The organism is Robiginitalea aurantiaca (genome assembly GCF_030380815.1).
Classification (GTDB): domain Bacteria; phylum Bacteroidota; class Bacteroidia; order Flavobacteriales; family Flavobacteriaceae; genus Robiginitalea; species Robiginitalea aurantiaca.
The window spans coordinates 653,488-673,495 of the sequence record NZ_JAUDUY010000001.1; the positions used below are offsets into that span (position 1 = coordinate 653,488).

Consider the following 20,008-nt stretch of genomic DNA (forward strand, 5'->3'; position numbering starts at 1 on the left):
CATTCAAATTATTATTGATCCTGAAGTGCACCCCATAGGTGGCCATAAAACGGAGCCGGAGCCCACCCGGAGTTCCATTGTTAAAGTATTCCCCGGGGTGTAACAATCCATATGGCCCCCAGTCCTTATAGCGTAACCCACCTCAGTATTTACTGATGAATAAACGAGCCTTCCTGATCCTGAGTTTGCTGATTTCAGGATTTTTGACCGCACAAGATGCCGGCGAGACTGATTTTTCCTCGCCTGCTGATCTATCTTCCTTAGAGGATACGACCCGTGTAGTGGTTAAAAAGAAATACATCACAACGGGCATTCTCATGGATGAGGCCCCTGAAATAGACGGGGAACTATCAGATGCGATTTGGGACAAGGTGGACTGGGGCGGGGATTATATTGAATTCCAGCCCGATGAGAATACGGATCCGAGTGTACAGACCAGGTTTAAGATCTTGTACGATGCTAAAAATCTGTATCTGGCTTTCAGATGTTATGACCCCGAGCCCGATAAAATTGAGAGAAGGCTTTCCAGGAGGGATGGTTTTGCCGGAGATTGGGTGGAGGTCAACATAGATAGTTATAACGACAAGCGTTCTGCTTTTTCCTTTTCGATTACGGCTGCCGGGGTCAAAGGGGATGAATTTGTTTCGAACAACGGGAATAACTGGGACTCGAGCTGGAATCCCATTTGGTATACCAAAACTAAGATCGACAGTGAAGGTTGGACCGCTGAAATCCGTATCCCCTTAAGTCAATTAAAATTCAGCGATGCCCCGGATCAGGTTTGGGGATTGCAATCCACCCGTAGGTTTTTCAGAGAAGAGGAACGCTCCCTCTGGCAGCGCAAGCCGATTGATCAACCGGGTTGGGTAAGCGAATTTGGTGAATTGCACGGACTCAAAAACCTGGAGCCCCAAAACCAGTTCGAGGTTCAGCCCTATACGGTAGTACGCAGCAGCAGTTACGAAGCTGAGGAGGGTAACCCATTTGAGGACGGGAGTGATATGGACCTTACGGCAGGTCTTGATGCAAAAATTGGGATCACCAACGATCTCACACTCGACCTCACCATAAACCCGGATTTTGGGCAGGTAGAAGCCGACCCTTCGGCAATTGCCCTGGATGGATTTCAGATCTTCTTTCGGGAGCAACGCCCGTTTTTTGTGGAGAATAAAAACATCTTCGAATTGCCGGTTTCGCCATCCATTGCCGGAAATACATTTGGTTCAGACAATGTGTTTTATTCCCGTAGGATCGGGCGTACGCCACAGGGCTACCCCGATCTTGAATCGGGGGCATATGCGGACGTGCCCGATAGCACTCCCATACTCGGGGCTGCGAAATTCAGCGGTAAAACACGCACGGGCTGGTCGGTTGGCCTGCTTGAAAGCCTGACGGCGCGAAGGATAGCCACAATTGATTCCGGAGGCGAACGAAGACAGGAAGTCGTCGAGCCATTAACCAATTACTTGGCAGGAAGGGTGCAAAAGGATTTTAATGAGGGTGACACCTATGTAGGGACTATTGTTACGGCAACCAACCGGGAGGCGTTACCCATGTCTCTGGATTTCCTTCATACCGCAGCCTATTCAGGAGGCCTGGATTTTAAACATCAATGGAACAACCGGGACTGGTATGTGGGCGGCAGTATGGTCTGGAGTCATGTTTTGGGAAGTGAGGAGGCTATTCTCAGGACACAGGAAAGTATTGCCCATTTGTTTCAAAGGGTGGGGGCTTCTCATGTTGAGGTGGATCCGGAGCGCACCTCCCTGAGCGGTACCGGGGGGAATGCGCAAATCGGAAAGGTGGGGAACGGTCACTGGCGATTCGAGAGTGGCGGGACCTGGCGATCGCCTGAGCTCGAACTCAATGACATAGGTTTTCAGAGACAAGCAGACGATATCCGGCATTACACCTGGGTGGCCTATCAGAGCCTGAAACCGGACAAGACGTTCCGCCGGGTGGGGATCAATTACAATCATTGGGCGGTTTGGGACTTTGGGGGGTATCTCAACAACATCCGGTTTAATACGAATAGTTTTCAGAACTGGACCAATAACTGGTTTACGAACATCGGCTTCAACTATGCCCCCCTGCAGTATTCTAATTTTGCGCTTCGGGGTGGTCCGCGACTCCGGATTTCACCTGAGCTGAGTTTCTGGAATGGAATCAATACGGATTCGAGGAAGAAATTGCGCTTCAGAGTTTTTCACAATGGACGTAAGGCGGCCGATAATTCCTATTGGCGGTATTCTATCGAAGCGGGATTTTCTTACCAGCCCACAAATGCACTTCAATTATCCGTATTTCCCAGCTTTACCCGAAATGAAGATCAGTTGCAGTTTGTGGATAACCTGGAGGTTGAGGGATCGCCGAGGTATCTGAATGGGACCATATCACAGGAGACTTTTTCGATGTCGCTGAGGTTGAATTACACCATCAATCCAAACCTTACCATACAATACTGGGGTCAGCCTTTTATTTCGAATGGCCTCTATTCCGATTTCAAAACGGTTACAGATCCTTTGGCAGATCGATTTGAAAACCGGATCCGACAGTACGGTCCGGATGAAATTGCCCTTGCCGATGAGGTATACAGCGTGGATGAAAATGGCGATGGCCAAGCCGATTTCAGTTTTGGCAACCCCGATTTTTCGTTTGTCCAGTTTCGGTCGAATCTGGTAGTGAGATGGGAGTATATCCCAGGATCCGAACTATTTCTGGTTTGGTCCCAGGACCTGACCACTTCCGGAGATCCCGGGGATCCCCTGCTGAGTGGTTTGGAATCCAATATATTCGGGAATGCAATCCCCAGAAACACCATTCTCTTAAAAGCTACGTACCGCTTTGCCTTTTAAGAGATTTGCGAATACTAAAACAGGCTGAAGGACGTTTAAAAGGAATACCATTCCTTTTGCATTATGAAACTAAGGCTACTTATTTCCAGCTTTTTAATTGTTTTGCTGCTATCATGCTCTTCGGATGATGGCGAAGAATCTGGCTCCACAACCATCGTCGGTACCTGGGACGCCGTAACATTGCAACTCGATTCGGCCTCACAGGAAGAACAGGGCCTTGCAGATTTGTTTAACCTGCTGGCCGCTCAGGATTGTTTTCTAATTACCATGATCCTGGAGGAAAATAATGATGCCACACTTAAAACTTCTATCGACTATCTCGATCTTTCAGGTCTGTTTACCGGAATTTTAAGCATTGAATGTCCGACAGAAAGTGACTCCGAAAGCGCTACCTATGAATTTGAAAATGGGCAGTTGACCATAACCGATTCAAACGGGTTATCTACCTCTGTGGACGCGACGCTCTCCGGGGATCGGCTTACAGTGGCTATCGAAGGTGATGAATTCGATGATCTCGAGGTTTCGGGCTCCCTTACTTTTGAAAGGCGTTAAACCTGGGATAAAGTCAATTAATGTGCTTGAAGCCAATTATCCCCCACCCCAATATCAACGGTAAGAGGGACTGAAAGCTTATAGGCGTTCTCCATTTCACCCTTGATCAGCGCAGTGACCTCATCCATTTCCGCCTTATGGACATCAAAAACGAGTTCATCGTGAACTTGCAGCAACATTTTGGTCTTGTATTGCCCCTCCTGTAATTTCTGATGAATGCGAATCATGGCGATCTTTATGATGTCGGCCGCACTGCCCTGAATCGGGGCATTTATTGCGTTTCGCTCTGCCGCCCCACGAACTATGGCATTACTGCCATTTATGTCCTTTAAATACCTCCTGCGACCCAGGATGGTTTGAACATATCCGTGCTCCCTTGCAAAATCGATTTGTTCGCTGATATAGGTTCTCAGTTTAGGGTAAGTCTTATAATAGGTATCGATGAGCTCTTTGGCTTCGGTCCGGCTAAGGTCCGTTTGATTGCTTAACCCGAATGCAGACACCCCATAGATGATTCCAAAATTTACTGTTTTGGCGTTAGATCGCTGTTCCCGCGTTACGGCTTCGAGGGGAACCTGAAAAACCTTGGCCGCCGTTGCCGAATGAATATCCTCACCTCTTTTGAAGGATTCAATCATGGTGGTTTCATCACTCAGGGCAGCAATGATCCTCAATTCGATCTGGGAGTAATCAGCAGCCAGCAGCTTGTAATCCGAATTTCTGGGAATAAAGGCCTTTCGGATTTCCCGACCGCGCTCGGTCCGGATCGGGATATTCTGCAGATTCGGGTTATTACTGCTCAATCGTCCTGTGGCCGCCACTGCCTGCATGTAGTCTGTATGTACACGTCCGGTTGAAGGGGCAACCTGATCGGGAAGGGCGTCTACATAGGTGCTTTTTAGTTTGGCCAAGCCCCGGTATTCCAGCACATCCCGGATTATGGCGTGGTCCTTGGAAAGGACGGCGAGGACATCCTCTGCCGTGGAGTACTGTCCCGTCCTTGTTTTCTTCGGTTTTGCGACCAGTTTTAGCTTGTTAAACAGAATTTCTCCCAATTGTTTGGGAGACCCGATATTAAAGGTTTCCCCGGCAGCGTTGTAAATGGATTTTTCAAGGGAAGCAATATCCCGATCCAGATCTGATGAGAGTTCTTTTAAGAATTCTGAATTCAGGTTTATTCCCTCCAGTTCCATTGCTGCCAGAACGCGTAGCAGGGGCATTTCAATATCCCTGAAGAGCGATTCGGAGCCAGCGGATTTCAATTCGGGTTCAAAGGCTTCAGCCAATTGAAGCGTAATATCTGCATCTTCCACAGCGTATTCCGCTATTTGTTCCACCGGGATGTCCCTCATGCTGAGCTGGTTCTTTCCTTTTTTGCCAATGAGGTCCGTAATGGGAACGGGGCTGTAATCCAGATACGTTTCCGCCAGCACATCCATATTGTGCCTCATATCCGGATTAATCAGGTAGTGGGCGAGCATTGTGTCGAAGAGGGGGCCATTGACAACAACGCCGTATTTATGCAGGACCTTTATGTCGTATTTCAGATTTTGACCCACTTTTTCGATGGCTTCACTTTCGAAAAAAGGGCGCAGGACTTCGAGCAACTCATCCGCCTGGGACCTGTCCTCGGGAAAAGGAATATAAAATCCCTTGTGTGCCTCCCAGCTAAAGGCAATTCCGACCAACTCGGCCTCAAGGGGGTCCAGGGAAGTCGTTTCAGTGTCAAAACAGACGCGATTCTGTTCCAGCAGTCGCTGCATAAACAAGCGAAGCCCCATCGAACCTTCAATGGGTTGATACAAATGGGATACATCCGAAATTGTTTTGCGACCTGTGTATGCTTCAACAGTGGTAGATTCCGAATCCCCTCCAAACAGGGAAAACTGACCACTCCCTGCCTCCTGTTGATTTTTCTGTGGCGTAGCTGTACTGCTTACAGGGCTTTGGGTCTGAGGTTCCTCAGAAGAAAACAATTTTACAAATTGATCCTTCAGTCTTCGAAATTCCAGCTCTTCAAAGAGTTGCTGTACCTTCTGGCTATCCGGAAGGCTCAATTCATAATCCTTCTCGTCGAACGTCACTTCACAATCCACACAAATGGTAGCGAGTTTTTTGGAAAGCCGGCCGAGTTCTGCATTTTCTTCTACTTTCTCCCTCATTTTTCCCTTGAGCTGATCCGTGTTTTCAAGAAGTCCTTCAAGTGATCCGAATTGGGTCAGAAATTTCTTAGCTGTTTTATCTCCAACTCCGGGGAGTCCCGGTATGTTGTCACTGCTGTCACCCATCATCCCGAGGTAGTCGATGACCTGTTCCGGCCGTTCGACCCCAAAGCGCTTTTGAATTTCAGGAATCCCCCAGATTTCAATTCCGTTCCCCATCCGAGAGGGACGGTACATAAAAATATTCTCCGAAACGAGTTGTCCAAAATCCTTGTCCGGTGTAACCATATAAACAAGGTATCCCTCTTTTTCAGCCTGCTTGGCCAGGGTGCCGATAATGTCGTCAGCCTCCAAACCCGAAACTTCGATGCATGGGATGTGCATGGCCTTGAGGATATCCTGTATCCAGGGCACAGCGATGCGTATGGCATCCGGGGTTTCAAGACGGTTTGCCTTGTAATCCGCGAAGAGTTCTGTACGCTCTGTGCTCCCATCCTTGTCGAAACAAACGGCCAGGTGATCCGGTTTTTCCCTGCGGATTACATCGAACAGGGAATTCATAAACCCCATTATGGCGGAGGTATCCATTCCCTTGGAATTGATCCTGGGGTTTTTGATCAGGGCGTAATACCCCCTGAAGATCAGGGCATAGGCATCCAACAGGAACAGGCGTTTTTTTTCAGACATAAGGTAGTGGCTTCAAAGGTTTCAAAACTACTAAGATTCTCAGGATTTCAGGTAACTGTTTACCGGGGTGTTTCGATGTCCCTGTGCATCGTACTGGCGGTAACTGAAACTGGGATGAATGCAATATCCCCCGGTTTCGCCATTTTTATTTAAGGCGATAAAGCCGATCTGGAAATCCGTTTTGCCGGCGTTTTTCTTCAGAATGCGGTGTACGCCTTCCCGGCAGGCTTCCTCCGGGCTTTTCCCCTGTCGCATCAGCTCTACGATTAGGAAGCTTCCCACGGTGCGAATGACTTCTTCCCCCATTCCTGTTGCTGTGGCCGCACCGATTTCCGGGTCCACATAAAGTCCGGCGCCGATTACAGGTGAATCCCCGACGCGACCCCGGAGTTTATATGCCATTCCACTGGTCGTGCAGGCCCCGGCCAGATCGCCGTTTACATCCAGGGTGAGCATGCCAATAGTATCGTGGTTCTCGATATTGATAATCGGGGTGTACTCAGCGGTTTTTTTCCATTCAATCCATTCCTTTTCTGAGCGTTCGGTCAGCAGGTTCGTCTGGGGGAAACCCTGTTCGCGGGCAAATTGGGCAGCTCCATCCCCAACGAGAATAACGTGGGGTGTTTTTTCCATTACCTTCCGGGCCACGGAAACAGGATGAACATACCCTTCGAGTCCCATGACCGCACCGCAATTGCTCTTGGAATCCATGATACAGGCGTCCAGTGTTACAACACCATCGCGGTCCGGACGGCCTCCCAGACCCACGGTCTGGTTGCTGGGATCTGCTTCTTCCACCATAACCCCCAGTTCTGCTGCGTCCAGGGCATTCCCGCCTTCACTGAGGACAGACCAGGCTTTTTCAGTAGCATTTCCAAAATCCCAGGTGCAGATCACTACCGGGCTATTCGTCGTGCTGGTCCCGGATTCTGTTTTAGTCCTTTCTGCACATGAAATTAACGGAGCGGTCCCTAAGACTGCGGCAGAGCTAAGGGCGGAATTCTTTAGGAATTTTCTTCGGTGCATGGTTTGAAGGAATTACATTTAGAAAATTAAAGATAGGGAATGAAGGTAGAAATATGTGTGACCTCAGCCGATGCAGCAAAAATTGCGGAACAGGCCGGGGCGGATCGCCTCGAACTATGCGCGGAACTGGCAGTTGGCGGGATCACTCCTTCACCGGGATTGTTACAGGCTGTCCGGGATGCGGTTCAAATCCCGGTACATGTGCTAATCCGCCCGCGAAGTGGGGATTTCACCTACACTGAAGCCACTTTTGCGCAAATGCTGGCGGATATTGCCTATTGTCGGAAACTTGGTTTCGAGGGGATTGTGACCGGGTGCCTGAAGTCTGACAACCAGTTAGACCATGACCGGATGCGCCTGCTTGCAGAAGCAACAGGAGAGCTGCACTTGACGTTCCATCGGGCATTTGATCGAATCCCGGATTGGAAACAGGCTTTGTTAGACCTCCAATCTTTGGGGGTACAGACCCTATTGACCAGTGGCCATGCCAGGTCAGCCGAAGAAGGGCTGCCGCGACTGCAAGCCTTGGTTAAAAGTGCAGAATGTGGCATCATGCCCGGGGGAGGCATCCGTCTATCGAACCTGGACGCTTTCCTGAATAAAGGATTTGAGGCGGTGCATCTGAGTGCTATATCCAAATTCCCTGAGGAGGCTTCAGTGGATTTACCCCTGAATACACCCGGGTTACTCCGAGAGGGGATTCCCTTATTGCCGGACGCGGAGTTGATTGAAGCGCTTATTGCACAGCTGCGATCAGACTTAAAATAGCTAAGGAACAGCGATAAAAAAGTATCTTTACAAAAAAAGTTTATGCTCCGTTGGATTCTCTTTGTCATCGTATATCTGGCCATGGGCTTGTACACCCTTCAGGCGCTCCGCTCCGCTACGCGTTACCCCTGGATGTATTACCTCTACATGATTCTGGCGCTCCTGATCCTGGGAAATTTTATTTATCAGTTTACAGTAGGCGATGAAACCGGCAGGGTGCTCAATCGACCCAAAAGTTACGCCTTTGGGTTTCTGATCGCCATCATAACCTTTAATCTGATCACGATTTTTTTCCTCTTTTCGGAAGATATTTACCGCCTGCTGATTGGCGGGTACCGCAGGCTTTTTGGAGATGAAAGAGAATTTTCCCTACCGGAGCGAAGGCGATTTTTGAGCCTCATAGCCCTTGGACTTGCTTCCCTTCCTTTCGGAGCCCTGCTTTACGGGATGTACAGGGGGAAATACCGCTTCAGGGTATTGAATTATGATCTTGAGTTCAAAGACCTTCCTGAGGAATTTCACAATTACACCATTACACAGATTTCCGATGTGCACAGCGGGAGTTTTGACAATCGTAAAAAAATAGAATACGGGGTTTCTCTGATCAATAAGCAAAAAAGTGATGTCATCCTTTTTACCGGGGATCTGGTCAACAACAAGACCAGTGAAATGGAACCCTGGGCAGATTTATTCGCTACCCTTGAAGCTCCGGATGGGAAGTACTCCGTACTGGGGAATCACGACTACGGGGACTATATCCCCTGGGATACAGAGGAGGCTAAGGCACAGAACCTAGAGGATTTAAAAGCGTTGCAACGGCAGATGGGTTTTGACCTGCTCCTGAACGAAAACCGCTATCTGAAAAAGGGTGGGGGTAAAATAGCGCTGATCGGAGTTGAAAACTGGGGACGCGGCGGCTTTAAAAAAGCCGGGGACCTCAAAAAGGCTTCAGAAGGCATAGCCCCTGCGGATTTTAAAATTTTATTGAGTCATGATCCGTCGCACTGGGAAGACAAAGTGATCCATGACGACTTGCATTACCATCTCACATTAAGCGGACATACCCACGGAATGCAATTCGGTATTGAAATCCCCGGTTGGGTAAAATGGAGTCCGGTGAAATGGAGATATAAATACTGGGCCGGGATATACGAGGAGCTCGGGCAATTTATAAACGTCAACCGGGGTTTCGGATTTCTTGGATATCCGGGAAGAGTTGGTATATGGCCTGAAATCACAGTGATCCGGCTTCGGAAAACCGGGAAGGCTTAAAATGTTGTGGTCAACCTCCTGAATTCGGGTGGGTTAAACCGGCATTTCACAAATTTTGTTACATTTGACTTTAAATCCAACGCGTGTCATATGTCTAAATTCGGGGAACTCATCGATCAGGAACGGCCTGTTTTACTGGATTTCTACGCTGAGTGGAATGAACAATCCACAGCGATGCATCCCGTACTCAGGGATGTAGCGGCTGCCCTCGGAGACAAGGGCAAAGTGATTAAGATCGATGTTGACAAGAATAAAGAGCTTTCGCAGGCCCTTAGGGTTAAGGGACTCCCTACCTTAATGATCTACAAGAGAGGAGAGATGGTTTGGCGTCAAAGCGGAGAGCAGGATGCCAATACCCTGATCGGCATCCTCAACGAGTACATCTGATTTCTTTTACAGCCTTTTTGAAAAACCTCAGATCAGGGAATTATTCTCCCGGATTCTCGGGGACAGCACTAGTGTCGGGCATTTCAGTGTCAAGCGCATCCTGGCGGATACTGTCCTGGATTGCTGCGGGCGGGACATCCGAACCTGGAACCTCGGGCAGCTGGTCGAGGAAGGTATCCTGATAGAACCCGAATTTATCGAGCTGATCGTTGAATATGACGGTTTCTTTTTCCGCCAGTTCACGGTCGTCGTTTTCAATGGCGATATCAATAACGCGTTTGTAGGCTTCCATATCTGCCAATATATCCTCGATCTGGTCGTACTGTTGATCCAGGGGCACATTCTCATAGTACTCCAGACGGTCCTTGTAGATATTACGAAGCTTTCCAAATAATTCCCTGGCCTTCACGGTTTCCCCTGTTTTGTAATAGCCATCCAGAAAGGGTTCGGCAAAAGTGTAGAAACCGTAATACTCCAGGGGCATGTTGGTCATGGCTAAATCGATGACGTCCCTCGCTTTGTCTATTTTGTTCTCGCGAATCAATTCCTCGGTAAGCCGGGCGAGATTGCTTCTTAGGGAAAGGCCCTGAGAGCGGGTTTGCGGATCGTGGTAGATCTCTGAACTTCCTGAATTACCCCAATCCCAGTTCATTACCTTATCATACATCAGTTCGGTATCGATCCTTCCCATCTCGAACGGACTGCGGTTCTTAGTGCGTATGGGTACCAACTTATAGGCCATCCCATCGAGTTGGAGGTACTCTTTCATCCACAGGTACTCGGCATCGTCGAAACTCCCTCCCGAGAAATAAATCGGTCGTTCCCAGTCGTTGTTGGCGAGTATATCCAGCATCATGATGCGGTTTTTAGCCATGGCTCCGGGAAGGTCGATATCTATATAATCGACGATCAGGGCTGAATCTTTTTCCTTGACCAGGCCGCTTTTCAACACATTTTCCTTATTGACGGGTACCCGGATTTTATCCGTGGGATAGTAGACCAGGTCCAGGGTGCTTTCTGGGTATTCCCTGAGATCTGCCCCATTTTTATCCAGATAATATTTGAGTTTCGTCTCGGGCCGGTTGCTGCCGATCCAATTCATAAAGTCCTTGATATCCCAGCGATTTTCTGTAATCTTTTGAAGGTAGATCACATCGCGATTGCCATACCGATAGAGATCATGGGTGAGCTGAGAGGGGATAGGCTCACTTTCATAAGCCTTGTGTTTCATCTGGTCTACGTACCAGTCTGTCGCAAAAAGGCTTGTACAAATAACGCGGACATCTGTCCGGTAGTTCTCTATTTCCTGTACGTACCACAGTGGAAATGTATCATTGTCCCCAATGGTAAACAACATGGAGCCGGCATCCTCCTGGCAGCTGTCCAGATAAGTCATGGCAGCTGACCTCGCGGTATAGCGTCCGGAACGGTCGTGGTCATCCCAGTTTTGAGAGGCCATGAGAACCGGTACGGCCAGCAGGCATATCAGGGTTACCGCAGGTGCCAGGACTTTTGGTGAAACCCATTTTTTAAACTCCTCATAGAGCGCCAGTACTCCCATTCCCGCCCACATTGCAAAAATATAGAAGGAACCTACGAGGGAATAATCCCGTTCACGGGGTTGAAATATATAAGGGTTGGTGTAAAATTGAATGGCCAGACCGGTGAAGAGAAAAAAGACAAAAAGGACCCAGAATTGCTTCGGGTTTCTTGAAATCTGAAAAACCAGTCCTATGATTCCCAGCAGGAGCGGTAAGAAGAAATAGGTGTTGCGCCCTTTGTTGTCCAGTTTGTCCTGAGGCAGGTTGTCCTGGCTTCCCAGCCGGATTGCGTCGATAAACCCTATTCCGCTCAGCCATTCACCCTGTCCGTTATAGCGCCCCTGCATGTCGTCCTGTTTCCCGCTAAAATTCCACATAAAATAACGCCAGTACATGTACCCGAACTGAAAGCTGAGCATATACTGGACGTTCTGCCATAGCGATGGTGGATGAACCTCCAGGAATTCCCCAAAGCGCCTTAAAAAACTAATGTACTGATCCGCCTCAATCTCCCCGCTCTCCACACCAGCGCGAACTTGCTGGGCGGCCTGGCGAAGCTCATCATTATTGGATTTCAGGCTAAACTCAAGCGGCCCGAAATACTTAATATAGTTTTCTGCGTGCTGATCACTCCACATTCTGGGCAGCAATCCCATATGATCTGAATTGGGGCCGGGCAGGGCTTCTTTGTACTTATTGACCACGACGTATTTTCCAAGGGCCTCATCCCTTTCGTACTTCGGTTTGTCATCCCGATTTTCCCCGGGAGACGCAAAGAGATCTGAAAAATAGGCGCCATATACCGGGCTGTCGACTCCGGGATACTGTTCCCTGTTGTAGTAGGCGAGAAGTGCCCGCGCATCTTCGGGGTTGTTTTCATTGATCACCGTGTTGGCATTGGCCCGAATAGGGAGCATCAGCCAGGAAGAAAAACCGAGAAAGAGAAAGAGCCCGCATAAAATAAGGGTGTTGGCGGTCAGGAAATTATTATTTCGGGTATAGCGCAAGCCAAAGTAGAAGGCCGCGGCAAAAACCACCCCCATTATGAGCGTTCCCGAATTAAAGGGAAGCCCGACTTCATTGATAAAAAACACTTCACTCCATCCGAAGACTTTCAGCACATAAGTGAGTGAAAATTTATACACCAGAAAGAGTACAGCAACTACGGCAATATTGGCCAGAAGAAAGTTTTTGACGGTAGTTTCTTTGTATTTCTTAAAGTAGTACAGCAGGCCAATGGATGGAATTGCCAGGAATCCCATAAACTGGATGCCAAAAGTCAGCCCGACTACAAATGAAATGAGAATAAGCCACCGGTTGCCTCTGGGTGTATCCAGATTGTCCGTCCATTTAAGTCCCAGCCAGAACAGAAGGGACATGACCAGGCTGGCCATTGCGTATACCTCTGTTTCTACTGCGTTAAACCAGAAGCTGTCGGAAAACGTAAGGGTGAGGCTTCCTACCAGGCCGGTTCCAAGTATCGCAATTGCTTTGGAGTTGGACATCGGATGCTCCGAAACGACCAGTTTCCCTGCCAAATTTGTCAGCGTCCAGAACATAAACAGGATGGCAAAAGCACTGGAAACCCCGGACATCAGGTTGACCATCAGAGCTACGTTGTCCGCCTGAGTGGCGAACATGGCAAAGAATGCCCCCATCATTTGGAAAAATGGCGCTCCGGGCGGATGGGCTACCTGCAGTTTTGCCGATGTGGAAATGTATTCCCCGGCATCCCAGAAACTCCCGGTAGGTTCTACTGTCAGGATATATGTTACAAGGGCTATAAAAAAAACAAACCACCCTGCAAGGGTGTTCCATCTTTCAAAATTTTTGGCAACCATGTAGTCGAAGTATTAACGGGTACGGGGCGAATTTAGTAATTAATGGTCAGATGCGGCTTTCTTTTTGATAAAGCTTTAACAGCCCTCTCACCCCAAGGCGTGGTTAAAACAGCTGAAAATTGTTTGGCCTAATCAAAGTTTATTTTAAATTTGCACGCTCTATGGAACTGGCCTATGGTGTAATTGGCAACACTACTGATTTTGGTTCAGTCATTCCAGGTTCGAGTCCTGGTAGGCCAACTCAAAACCCCGATCATAAAGACCGGGGTTTTTTTATGCATTTAAGGTGCTATGGATTACCCGAAGCAGAGCTTCTCCCTACATTCCCGCTTCGAGTTCTAAATAGGTGATATCCATGCCTTCCAGGGCCTTTTTAAGGCTGTCCGGGACCGCACCGTAGATATTCCCCGAAAACTCGGAAATAGCAAAGAGCTCCTGAAGGTGAGCTCCGACATTCCCCATGTGATTAAAAAACGCCTCTGGATTTGCATAGGTCTCCAGGACATCGCAAATGGAGTAGTCATCGTTATAGTACCAATCATAGCGCTCACATCCCGCATTCATTTCTTTTTCGCGAACCGCGTTAATGCATTGAGATGCGATTTTTCGAAACGTTTCAGCGTTTCCTTCCTGGATTTTAAAGCGGGCGGTAAGGTGCATTTTTGTCATTAGAGTGTTCTTTTTTTGGGTAGTTCCTGAAATGTACGAAATTCATTCATAACAACTGCTCCAGATGGGATCGGGAGATGTTCGCGGAGTATGGGGGGAATTGCGCCTTAAAGGATTGAATTGGCTATCCGAGCAGGTCCTTCATAGGTATACGCTAGCGCTTACAGGTCAGGGTCCTCATCCTCCTCATAAGCGGCCTCCCTTAATTCGAATTCGTCTTCAAGTTCGTCGATCAGTGTGGCGGGTTTCTTTTTATTGCGAATCAGCGCCCAGGTCATTATAAGACTGGTACCTATTATAAGGAAGAGTAAGATCCCCGGTTCAAACCCAGGGACGACTGCCTCAGCCGGGATTGCATAAAACAATAAAATCGTAATAAGGCCCCTTGGGGCAATAAAGAGCTGGGGTCGGATATCCGCACCGACAAACGTTCGCAATAGGGCAAACCGAATGGCGTAAATGGATATGAGAATAAGGAGGCTCACAAGCAGCACTTTAACACTAAAAAGGGATGAGAGCACGATCGTGATTCCAAAGACTACAAAAAAGAACGTCCGCACCACAAAAGCGGATTCCAAAGTAATGATATGCAATTCGTGATAGATTTGCTTCGCCCTTTCCTCTTTTAAAAAGCGCTTTAACGGACCGAAGAAAAACAACTTCATATTAGCGATAACCAGACCGAATACAAGGATAATGATCAGGGAGGAAAGATGTAATTTTTTCCCCAGGGCATAGAGTAATAAGAGGACGGCAATAAGAAGGAATTGCTTGGCCTGTGAGCGGATTTGCTGAAAGATTATAATCAGGATGTAACTGGCGATAAGGGCTACGACAACGGTTAGCGCCAGGCTTCCGGCAAAAATCCCCGGGCTTTGGGCTTCCGTGGGGTTGAGTTGCCCCTCAAGGAAGTAGAAGAGTACAATCCCCATGATGTCGGAAAAGGTGCTTTCATAAACGTGAAATTCCTTTTTTGCTGCAGTAAGCCCCCCAACGCTGGGTATGATAATGGCACTTGAAAGAATGGAGAGGGGCGTGGCGTAAATCCACGCATTTGCCATCTCCATGCCAGGGATGAGGGTGTGGAGGATCCAGGCAGCGACCCAGGCAGAAGCCAGTAAACCCAGGGCAGCAACCGCCATGGCTTTCAGAATAGGCCAGATTTTGTCTTTTCGCAATTCGAGTTCAAGTGCCGCCTCGAGAACGATCATGATAAGTCCGATAATCCCGAGGACTTCCAGGATCGGGAAAAAATCGGGCAACTGCTGTACAAAGTTCTTCATCGCATACTGCAGAACCAGGCCCAGGCCTATTAACATGAGGACGGCAGGGATGTTTGTTCGCTTGGCCAGATGGTTAAACCAGAAGGACAGGATCAGGATAAGACACGCTTCAATGATCAAATTATACGAAGAGAAAATTTCCATAAATGGGATGGGTGAATTCAGGACTAAAGGTAGTCGGATTTAGAAATAACGCCGGAACAGGCATTGGAATTGTTTTATGGGATCGAAACATGAAGAAATCAAAAAAAGTCTTATATTTGCGCCACTGAAAGAATTATTGGTATTCATGAGGGGACAAAAGTCCCCTCTTTTATTACCACTATTTTAAGAAGAATTAAATGACTGGCAGTCGTTTGCAGCAGCGTGTAGAAATGCTCCTCAAAGAGGCCTTTGAGAAGCGGCCTGACCTGTTTCCGATTTCCCTGAAGGTTGAAAGCGACCAAAGCATCCGTATTATATTGGATGGTGATTCAGGAGTTAATCTTCAGGATTGTATTGAAATTAGCAGGGCTGTGGAACATCAGCTCGACAGGGAGGAATTCGATTTCTCTCTGGAGGTGAGTTCGGCAGGAGCTACGGCTCCTTTGGAACTTCCGAGACAATACCGCAAGAATCTCGGCAGAACCCTTGAGGTAAAAACTGAAGAATTGGAGGTAAAAGGAACGCTGGAGGCTGTGAGCGCCAGTGATATAACCCTTAGTTGGAAGACTAGGGAGCCCAAGCCAATAGGCAAGGGGAAACATACGGTTCGGAAAGAGGAGGTAATTCCGTTTTCCGAAATTGAAAAAGCAAAAGTTGTTTTAAAATTCTAAGTGTAGCGTAAGAAATGGAAAATCTTGCATTGATCGAGTCATTTTCGGAATTCAAGGACGATAAATTTATCGACCGTGTAACCCTGATGGCAATTTTGGAGGAAGTGTTCCGCGGAGCCTTGAAACGGAAATTTGGATCGGACGATAATTTTGATATAATTATCAATCCGGACAAGGGCGATTTAGAAATATGGAGGAACCGCACTGTGGTTCCCGATGGAGAAGTGGAGGAGCCCAATGAAGAGATTACGCTTACCGAGGCAAGGAAAATCGAGCCGGATTTTGAGATTGGCGAGGACGTTTCTGAAGAAGTAAAATTAAAAGACCTCGGTCGGCGGGCTATTTTAGCCCTGCGTCAGAATTTGATTGCCAAAATCCACGAGCACGATAACACGACGATTTACAAGCAATTCAAGGACCTGGAAGGGGAGATTTACACCGCAGAGGTTCACCACATACGACACAGAGCTATCATCCTTCTGGATGATGAGGGGAATGAAATCCTCATGCCCAAAGAAAAGCAGATTCCCTCTGATTTTTTCAGGAAGGGAGACAATGTCAGAGGTATCATCGAAAGTGTGGAGCTCAAAGGCAATAAGCCGCTGATCATCATGTCACGGACCTCGCCTATTTTCCTTGAGCAGTTGTTCCATCAGGAAATCCCAGAGGTTTTTGATGGATTGATTTCCGTGAAGAAAGTAGTTCGTATTCCCGGGGAGAAAGCCAAGGTCGCTGTAGATTCCTACGATGACAGGATCGACCCGGTTGGGGCGTGTGTCGGAATGAAGGGATCCCGAATCCATGGGATTGTTCGGGAACTCGGAAATGAAAACATCGACGTACTGAACTGGACCAATAACCCCCAGTTGATGGTTACCCGGGCACTGAGTCCTGCAAGGGTCTCCATGGTCAAACTCAACGATGAGAATATGACGGCCCAGGTATACCTTAAACCTGAAGAGGTTTCCAAAGCCATTGGCCGGGGTGGACATAATATCCGACTCGCAGGAAAGCTGACCGGCTATGAGATCGACGTATTCCGCGAAGGCGTTGAAGAAGATGTAGAGCTTACCGAATTTTCCGATGAAATTGAAGATTGGGTAATTGCAGAATTTAGAAAAATCGGACTGGATACTGCACGAAGTGTGCTGGAACAGGATGTGGATGATCTGGTGAAAAGAACCGATTTAGAGGAGGAGACCATTTCAGATGTGGTCCGTATCCTCAAGGAAGAATTTGAAGATTAAGCTATATATTAGCATATAAATACAGTAAACAGAGAGCGTAAAATTTATGGCAGAGAATGCGACCATAAGGCTTAACAAAGTCCTGAGAGAACTCAATATTTCATTGGACCGGGCAGTGGATTACCTCAACGCCGAGGGTCACGAGGTGGATGCACGCCCCACGACCAAAATATCCAATGAGATATACCAGGTCTTGCTGGAAGAATTCCAGACGGACAAAAGCAAAAAGGTTGCCTCCAAGGAAGTTAGTGAGGAGAAGCGAAAGGAAAAAGAAGCCCTGCGTTTACAATTGGAACAGGAGCTGGAGGAAAAGCGTTTGGCCAGAGAAAAGCGGGCCCAACCCGAGGTGGTCAAGGCAAAAGCTGAACTTAGCGGCCTGAAGACCGTGGGTAAAATCGACTTGGATAAACCCAAGAAATCCGCAGCCCCTAAACCCGAAAAGGAGGTTGAAAAACCTGAGGAAAAAGTAGCCGAGCCTGCTGCGGAACCCGTGGCAGAAGCCCCCAAAAAAGAAGAAGTGCCGGAGGTGGCAGAGCCGGTTAAGGCAGCTGAGAAAACCGAAACAGTCAAGGAGCCTGAACCGGAGGTGAAGGCACCGGAGACTCCTGAAACCGAGGAGTCTGATGAACCTGTTAAGCACGAGACCGAGTATCAGAAACTATCAGGCCCTAAAATCAAGGATAAGATAGATCTGTCCAAATTTGAGAAGCCAAAGAAGAAAAAGGAAGAGAAAAAGGACGACAAGACGGATCGAAAGCGCCGTCGCCGCCGTATTGTAAGCAAATCAGATGCTGGAAGAGGCCGTGGTCCCGGATCGAAAGGCCAGAGGTCTTCGACCATGAAAGTGGAGCCTACGGAGGAAGAAGTGCAAAAGCAGGTGCGGGAAACCCTTGAAAAACTTCAGGGTAAATCCAAGAAAGGTAAAGGAGCCAAGTACCGCCGGGATAAAAGAGACCAGCACCGCCAGCAAACTGAAATGGATCTTGCTCAGCAGGAGTTGGACAGCAAAATCCTGAAGGTTACTGAGTTTGTTACTGCCCAGGAGGTAGCTACGATGATGAATGTTTCCACTACTGACATTATTTCTGCGTGTATGTCGCTGGGGATCATGGTAACCATGAACCAGCGCCTGGATGCGGAAACGCTTGCTATTGTAGCAGAGGAGTTCGGCTACGAAGTGGAATTCGTTACCGCAGACATTGAAGAGTCCATCGAAGAAGAGGTGGATGCCCCGGAAGATTTAAAACCTAGGGCGCCCATCGTTACGGTTATGGGGCACGTCGATCACGGGAAAACATCCCTTCTGGATTATATTCGTGAAGAGAATGTAATCGCCGGAGAAAGCGGTGGTATTACCCAGCACATTGGTGCCTACGGCGTAATGCTGGACAACGGAGAAAAAATTTCATTCCTGGATACTCCGGGTCACGAGGCCTTTACGGCCATGCGTGCCAGGGGGGCTCAGGTTACAGATATTGCAATAATTGTTATCGCCGCTGACGATGATATTATGCCGCAGACGCGGGAGGCAATCAGCCATGCCCAGGCGGCTGGAGTGCCCATTGTTTTTGCGATCAACAAAATAGACAGGCCCACGGCGAATCCGGATAAAATTAAGGAAGGCCTTGCCGGAATGAACCTCCTGGTAGAGGATTGGGGAGGTAAAATCCAATCCCAGGATATTTCAGCCAAGACGGGAGCCGGGATTAAAGAACTCCTGGAAAAAGTCTTGCTTGAGGCTGAATTGCTGGAGCTGAAAGCCAATCCGGATAAATTAGCTTCCGGTACCGTAGTGGAAGCATTTCTCGATAAAGGTCGGGGGTATGTTTCAACTGTTTTGGTGCAGGCCGGGACTTTGAAAATAGGGGATTATGTACTTGCCGGTACCAGTAGTGGTAAGGTTAAGGCCATGCAGGACGAGCGCGGTAAGGAAGTCAAGGAGGCAGGTCCTTCTACACCGATTTCCATTCTCGGACTCGATGGAGCACCTCAGGCAGGTGATAAGTTCAACGTGCTCGAAGATGAGCGTGAAGCCAAACAAATTGCAGCCAAGCGGAGCCAGTTGCTGCGCGAGCAGTCGGTGCGAACGCAACGCCATATTACGCTTGACGAAATTGGAAGGCGTATTGCTCTGGGTGACTTTAAGGAGCTCAATATTATCCTCAAAGGGGATGTGGATGGTTCCGTAGAGGCCCTCTCGGATTCTTTCCAGAAGTTGTCTACGGATGAGATTCAGGTCAATATCATCCATAAGGGAGTCGGTGCAATCACCGAGTCAGATGTACTTCTGGCCTCAGCCTCTGATGCGATTATAATCGGATTTAATGTCCGGCCTATGGGTAACGCCAGGGATATTGCGGATAAGGAAGAAATCGATATCCGAACATACTCCATTATTTACGACGCCATCAATGATCTTAAGGATGCCATGGAAGGTATGCTTTCGCCAGAGATCAAAGAAGAGATAACTGGTACTGCAGAGATTCGTGAGACCTTTAAAATCTCGAAGGTGGGAACTATTGCCGGATGTATGGTCATCAGTGGTAAGATCTTCAGGAACTCTAATATTCGCCTGATTCGTGACGGAGTCGTGATCTACACAGGATTGCTGGCTTCCCTTAAGCGATTTAAGGACGATGTAAAAGAGGTTTCCAAGGGATACGACTGCGGGATGCAGGTTAAGAATTATAATGACATAAAGGAAGGGGATATTATTGAAGCCTTCCAGGAAGTTGCAGTGAAAAAGACTCTATAGGCAACTGAAAATCGATTAGGATTGAATCCCGGATTCCATTTGGAGTCCGGGATTCTCATTTTTATATCCTGATAAGGAATATGGATTCTTATCGAATTGCCCCAGGGCAGGTATCTGCTAATAAGGACATTGTGTTGTTTACTAAAGC

Annotated in this window: 13 protein-coding genes and 1 tRNA gene; 9 read left to right on the top strand and 5 right to left on the bottom strand. The window is 48.1% G+C overall.

Annotation, left to right across the window (positions count from 1 at the left end; all coding sequences use genetic code 11):
- Window positions 1-155 precede the first annotated feature (155 nt).
- Together QU605_RS02895 and QU605_RS02900 are read left to right on the top strand one after the other, a co-directional pair.
- The gene (locus QU605_RS02895) at window positions 156-2,855 is read left to right on the top strand and encodes a DUF5916 domain-containing protein (protein ID WP_289723755.1); all 2,700 of its coding nucleotides are present in this window, start codon (window positions 156-158) and stop codon (window positions 2,853-2,855) included.
- A gap of 63 nt (window positions 2,856-2,918) precedes the next feature.
- Entirely contained in the window at window positions 2,919-3,407 is a 489-nt protein-coding gene (locus tag QU605_RS02900) for a lipocalin family protein (protein WP_289723756.1), read from the top strand.
- A 17-nt stretch (window positions 3,408-3,424) separates the two neighbouring features.
- Here the strand turns inward: QU605_RS02900 and polA are convergent, their stop codons facing one another.
- The gene (polA, locus tag QU605_RS02905) at window positions 3,425-6,256 is read right to left on the bottom strand and encodes a DNA polymerase I (RefSeq protein WP_289723757.1); all 2,832 of its coding nucleotides are present in this window, start codon (window positions 6,254-6,256) and stop codon (window positions 3,425-3,427) included.
- A 39-nt stretch (window positions 6,257-6,295) separates the two neighbouring features.
- Window positions 6,296-7,282 (bottom strand): isoaspartyl peptidase/L-asparaginase family protein, encoded by a 987-nt coding sequence (locus tag QU605_RS02910; protein ID WP_289723758.1) that lies wholly within the window; start codon window positions 7,280-7,282, stop codon window positions 6,296-6,298.
- A gap of 39 nt (window positions 7,283-7,321) precedes the next feature.
- Here QU605_RS02910 and QU605_RS02915 point away from each other — a divergent pair, with 39 nt between their 5' ends.
- From QU605_RS02915 to QU605_RS02925, 3 genes are all read left to right on the top strand, one after another.
- Window positions 7,322-8,050 carry a copper homeostasis protein CutC gene (locus QU605_RS02915; protein ID WP_289723759.1) on the top strand — a complete coding sequence of 243 codons (729 nt, stop codon included), beginning with the start codon at window positions 7,322-7,324 and terminating at the stop codon, window positions 8,048-8,050.
- A 42-nt stretch (window positions 8,051-8,092) separates the two neighbouring features.
- Entirely contained in the window at window positions 8,093-9,322 is a 1,230-nt protein-coding gene (locus QU605_RS02920) for a metallophosphoesterase (protein WP_289723760.1), read from the top strand.
- 90 nt (window positions 9,323-9,412) lie between these two features.
- Window positions 9,413-9,709 (top strand): thioredoxin family protein, encoded by a 297-nt coding sequence (locus tag QU605_RS02925; protein WP_289723761.1) that lies wholly within the window; start codon window positions 9,413-9,415, stop codon window positions 9,707-9,709.
- Between the two features lie 40 nt (window positions 9,710-9,749).
- Here QU605_RS02925 and QU605_RS02930 read toward each other — a convergent pair whose 3' ends face one another.
- Window positions 9,750-13,091, bottom strand: coding sequence for a glycosyltransferase family 117 protein (locus QU605_RS02930; RefSeq protein WP_289723762.1), 3,342 nt, complete (start codon window positions 13,089-13,091; stop codon window positions 9,750-9,752).
- A 168-nt stretch (window positions 13,092-13,259) separates the two neighbouring features.
- On the opposite strand from QU605_RS02930, the gene QU605_RS02935 reads away from it, so the two are divergent.
- A tRNA-Gln gene (locus tag QU605_RS02935) sits at window positions 13,260-13,331 on the top strand.
- A 78-nt stretch (window positions 13,332-13,409) separates the two neighbouring features.
- On the opposite strand, the gene QU605_RS02940 is transcribed toward QU605_RS02935, so the two are convergent.
- Both QU605_RS02940 and QU605_RS02945 read right to left on the bottom strand, forming a co-directional pair.
- Window positions 13,410-13,760 carry a putative quinol monooxygenase gene (locus tag QU605_RS02940; RefSeq protein WP_289723763.1) on the bottom strand — a complete coding sequence of 117 codons (351 nt, stop codon included), beginning with the start codon at window positions 13,758-13,760 and terminating at the stop codon, window positions 13,410-13,412.
- Window positions 13,761-13,921: 161 nt separating this feature from the next.
- Window positions 13,922-15,187: a cation:proton antiporter domain-containing protein gene (locus QU605_RS02945; RefSeq protein WP_289723764.1), complete on the bottom strand. Its 1,266-nt coding sequence runs from the start codon at window positions 15,185-15,187 to the stop codon at window positions 13,922-13,924.
- A 197-nt stretch (window positions 15,188-15,384) separates the two neighbouring features.
- Here QU605_RS02945 and rimP point away from each other — a divergent pair, with 197 nt between their 5' ends.
- Genes rimP through infB form a run of 3 tightly spaced genes read left to right on the top strand, consistent with a single transcriptional unit; the run spans window position 15,385 to window position 19,860 of the window.
- Window positions 15,385-15,858: a ribosome assembly cofactor RimP gene (gene rimP / locus QU605_RS02950; protein WP_289723765.1), complete on the top strand. Its 474-nt coding sequence runs from the start codon at window positions 15,385-15,387 to the stop codon at window positions 15,856-15,858.
- A gap of 14 nt (window positions 15,859-15,872) precedes the next feature.
- Complete coding sequence (gene nusA / locus QU605_RS02955) at window positions 15,873-17,105, top strand: transcription termination factor NusA (protein ID WP_289723766.1); 1,233 nt, start codon at window positions 15,873-15,875, stop codon at window positions 17,103-17,105.
- 46 nt (window positions 17,106-17,151) lie between these two features.
- On the top strand, window positions 17,152-19,860 hold the full coding sequence (gene infB, locus QU605_RS02960; protein WP_289723767.1) for a translation initiation factor IF-2: 2,709 nt from the start codon (window positions 17,152-17,154) through the stop codon (window positions 19,858-19,860).
- The last annotated feature ends 148 nt before the right edge of the window (window positions 19,861-20,008 follow it).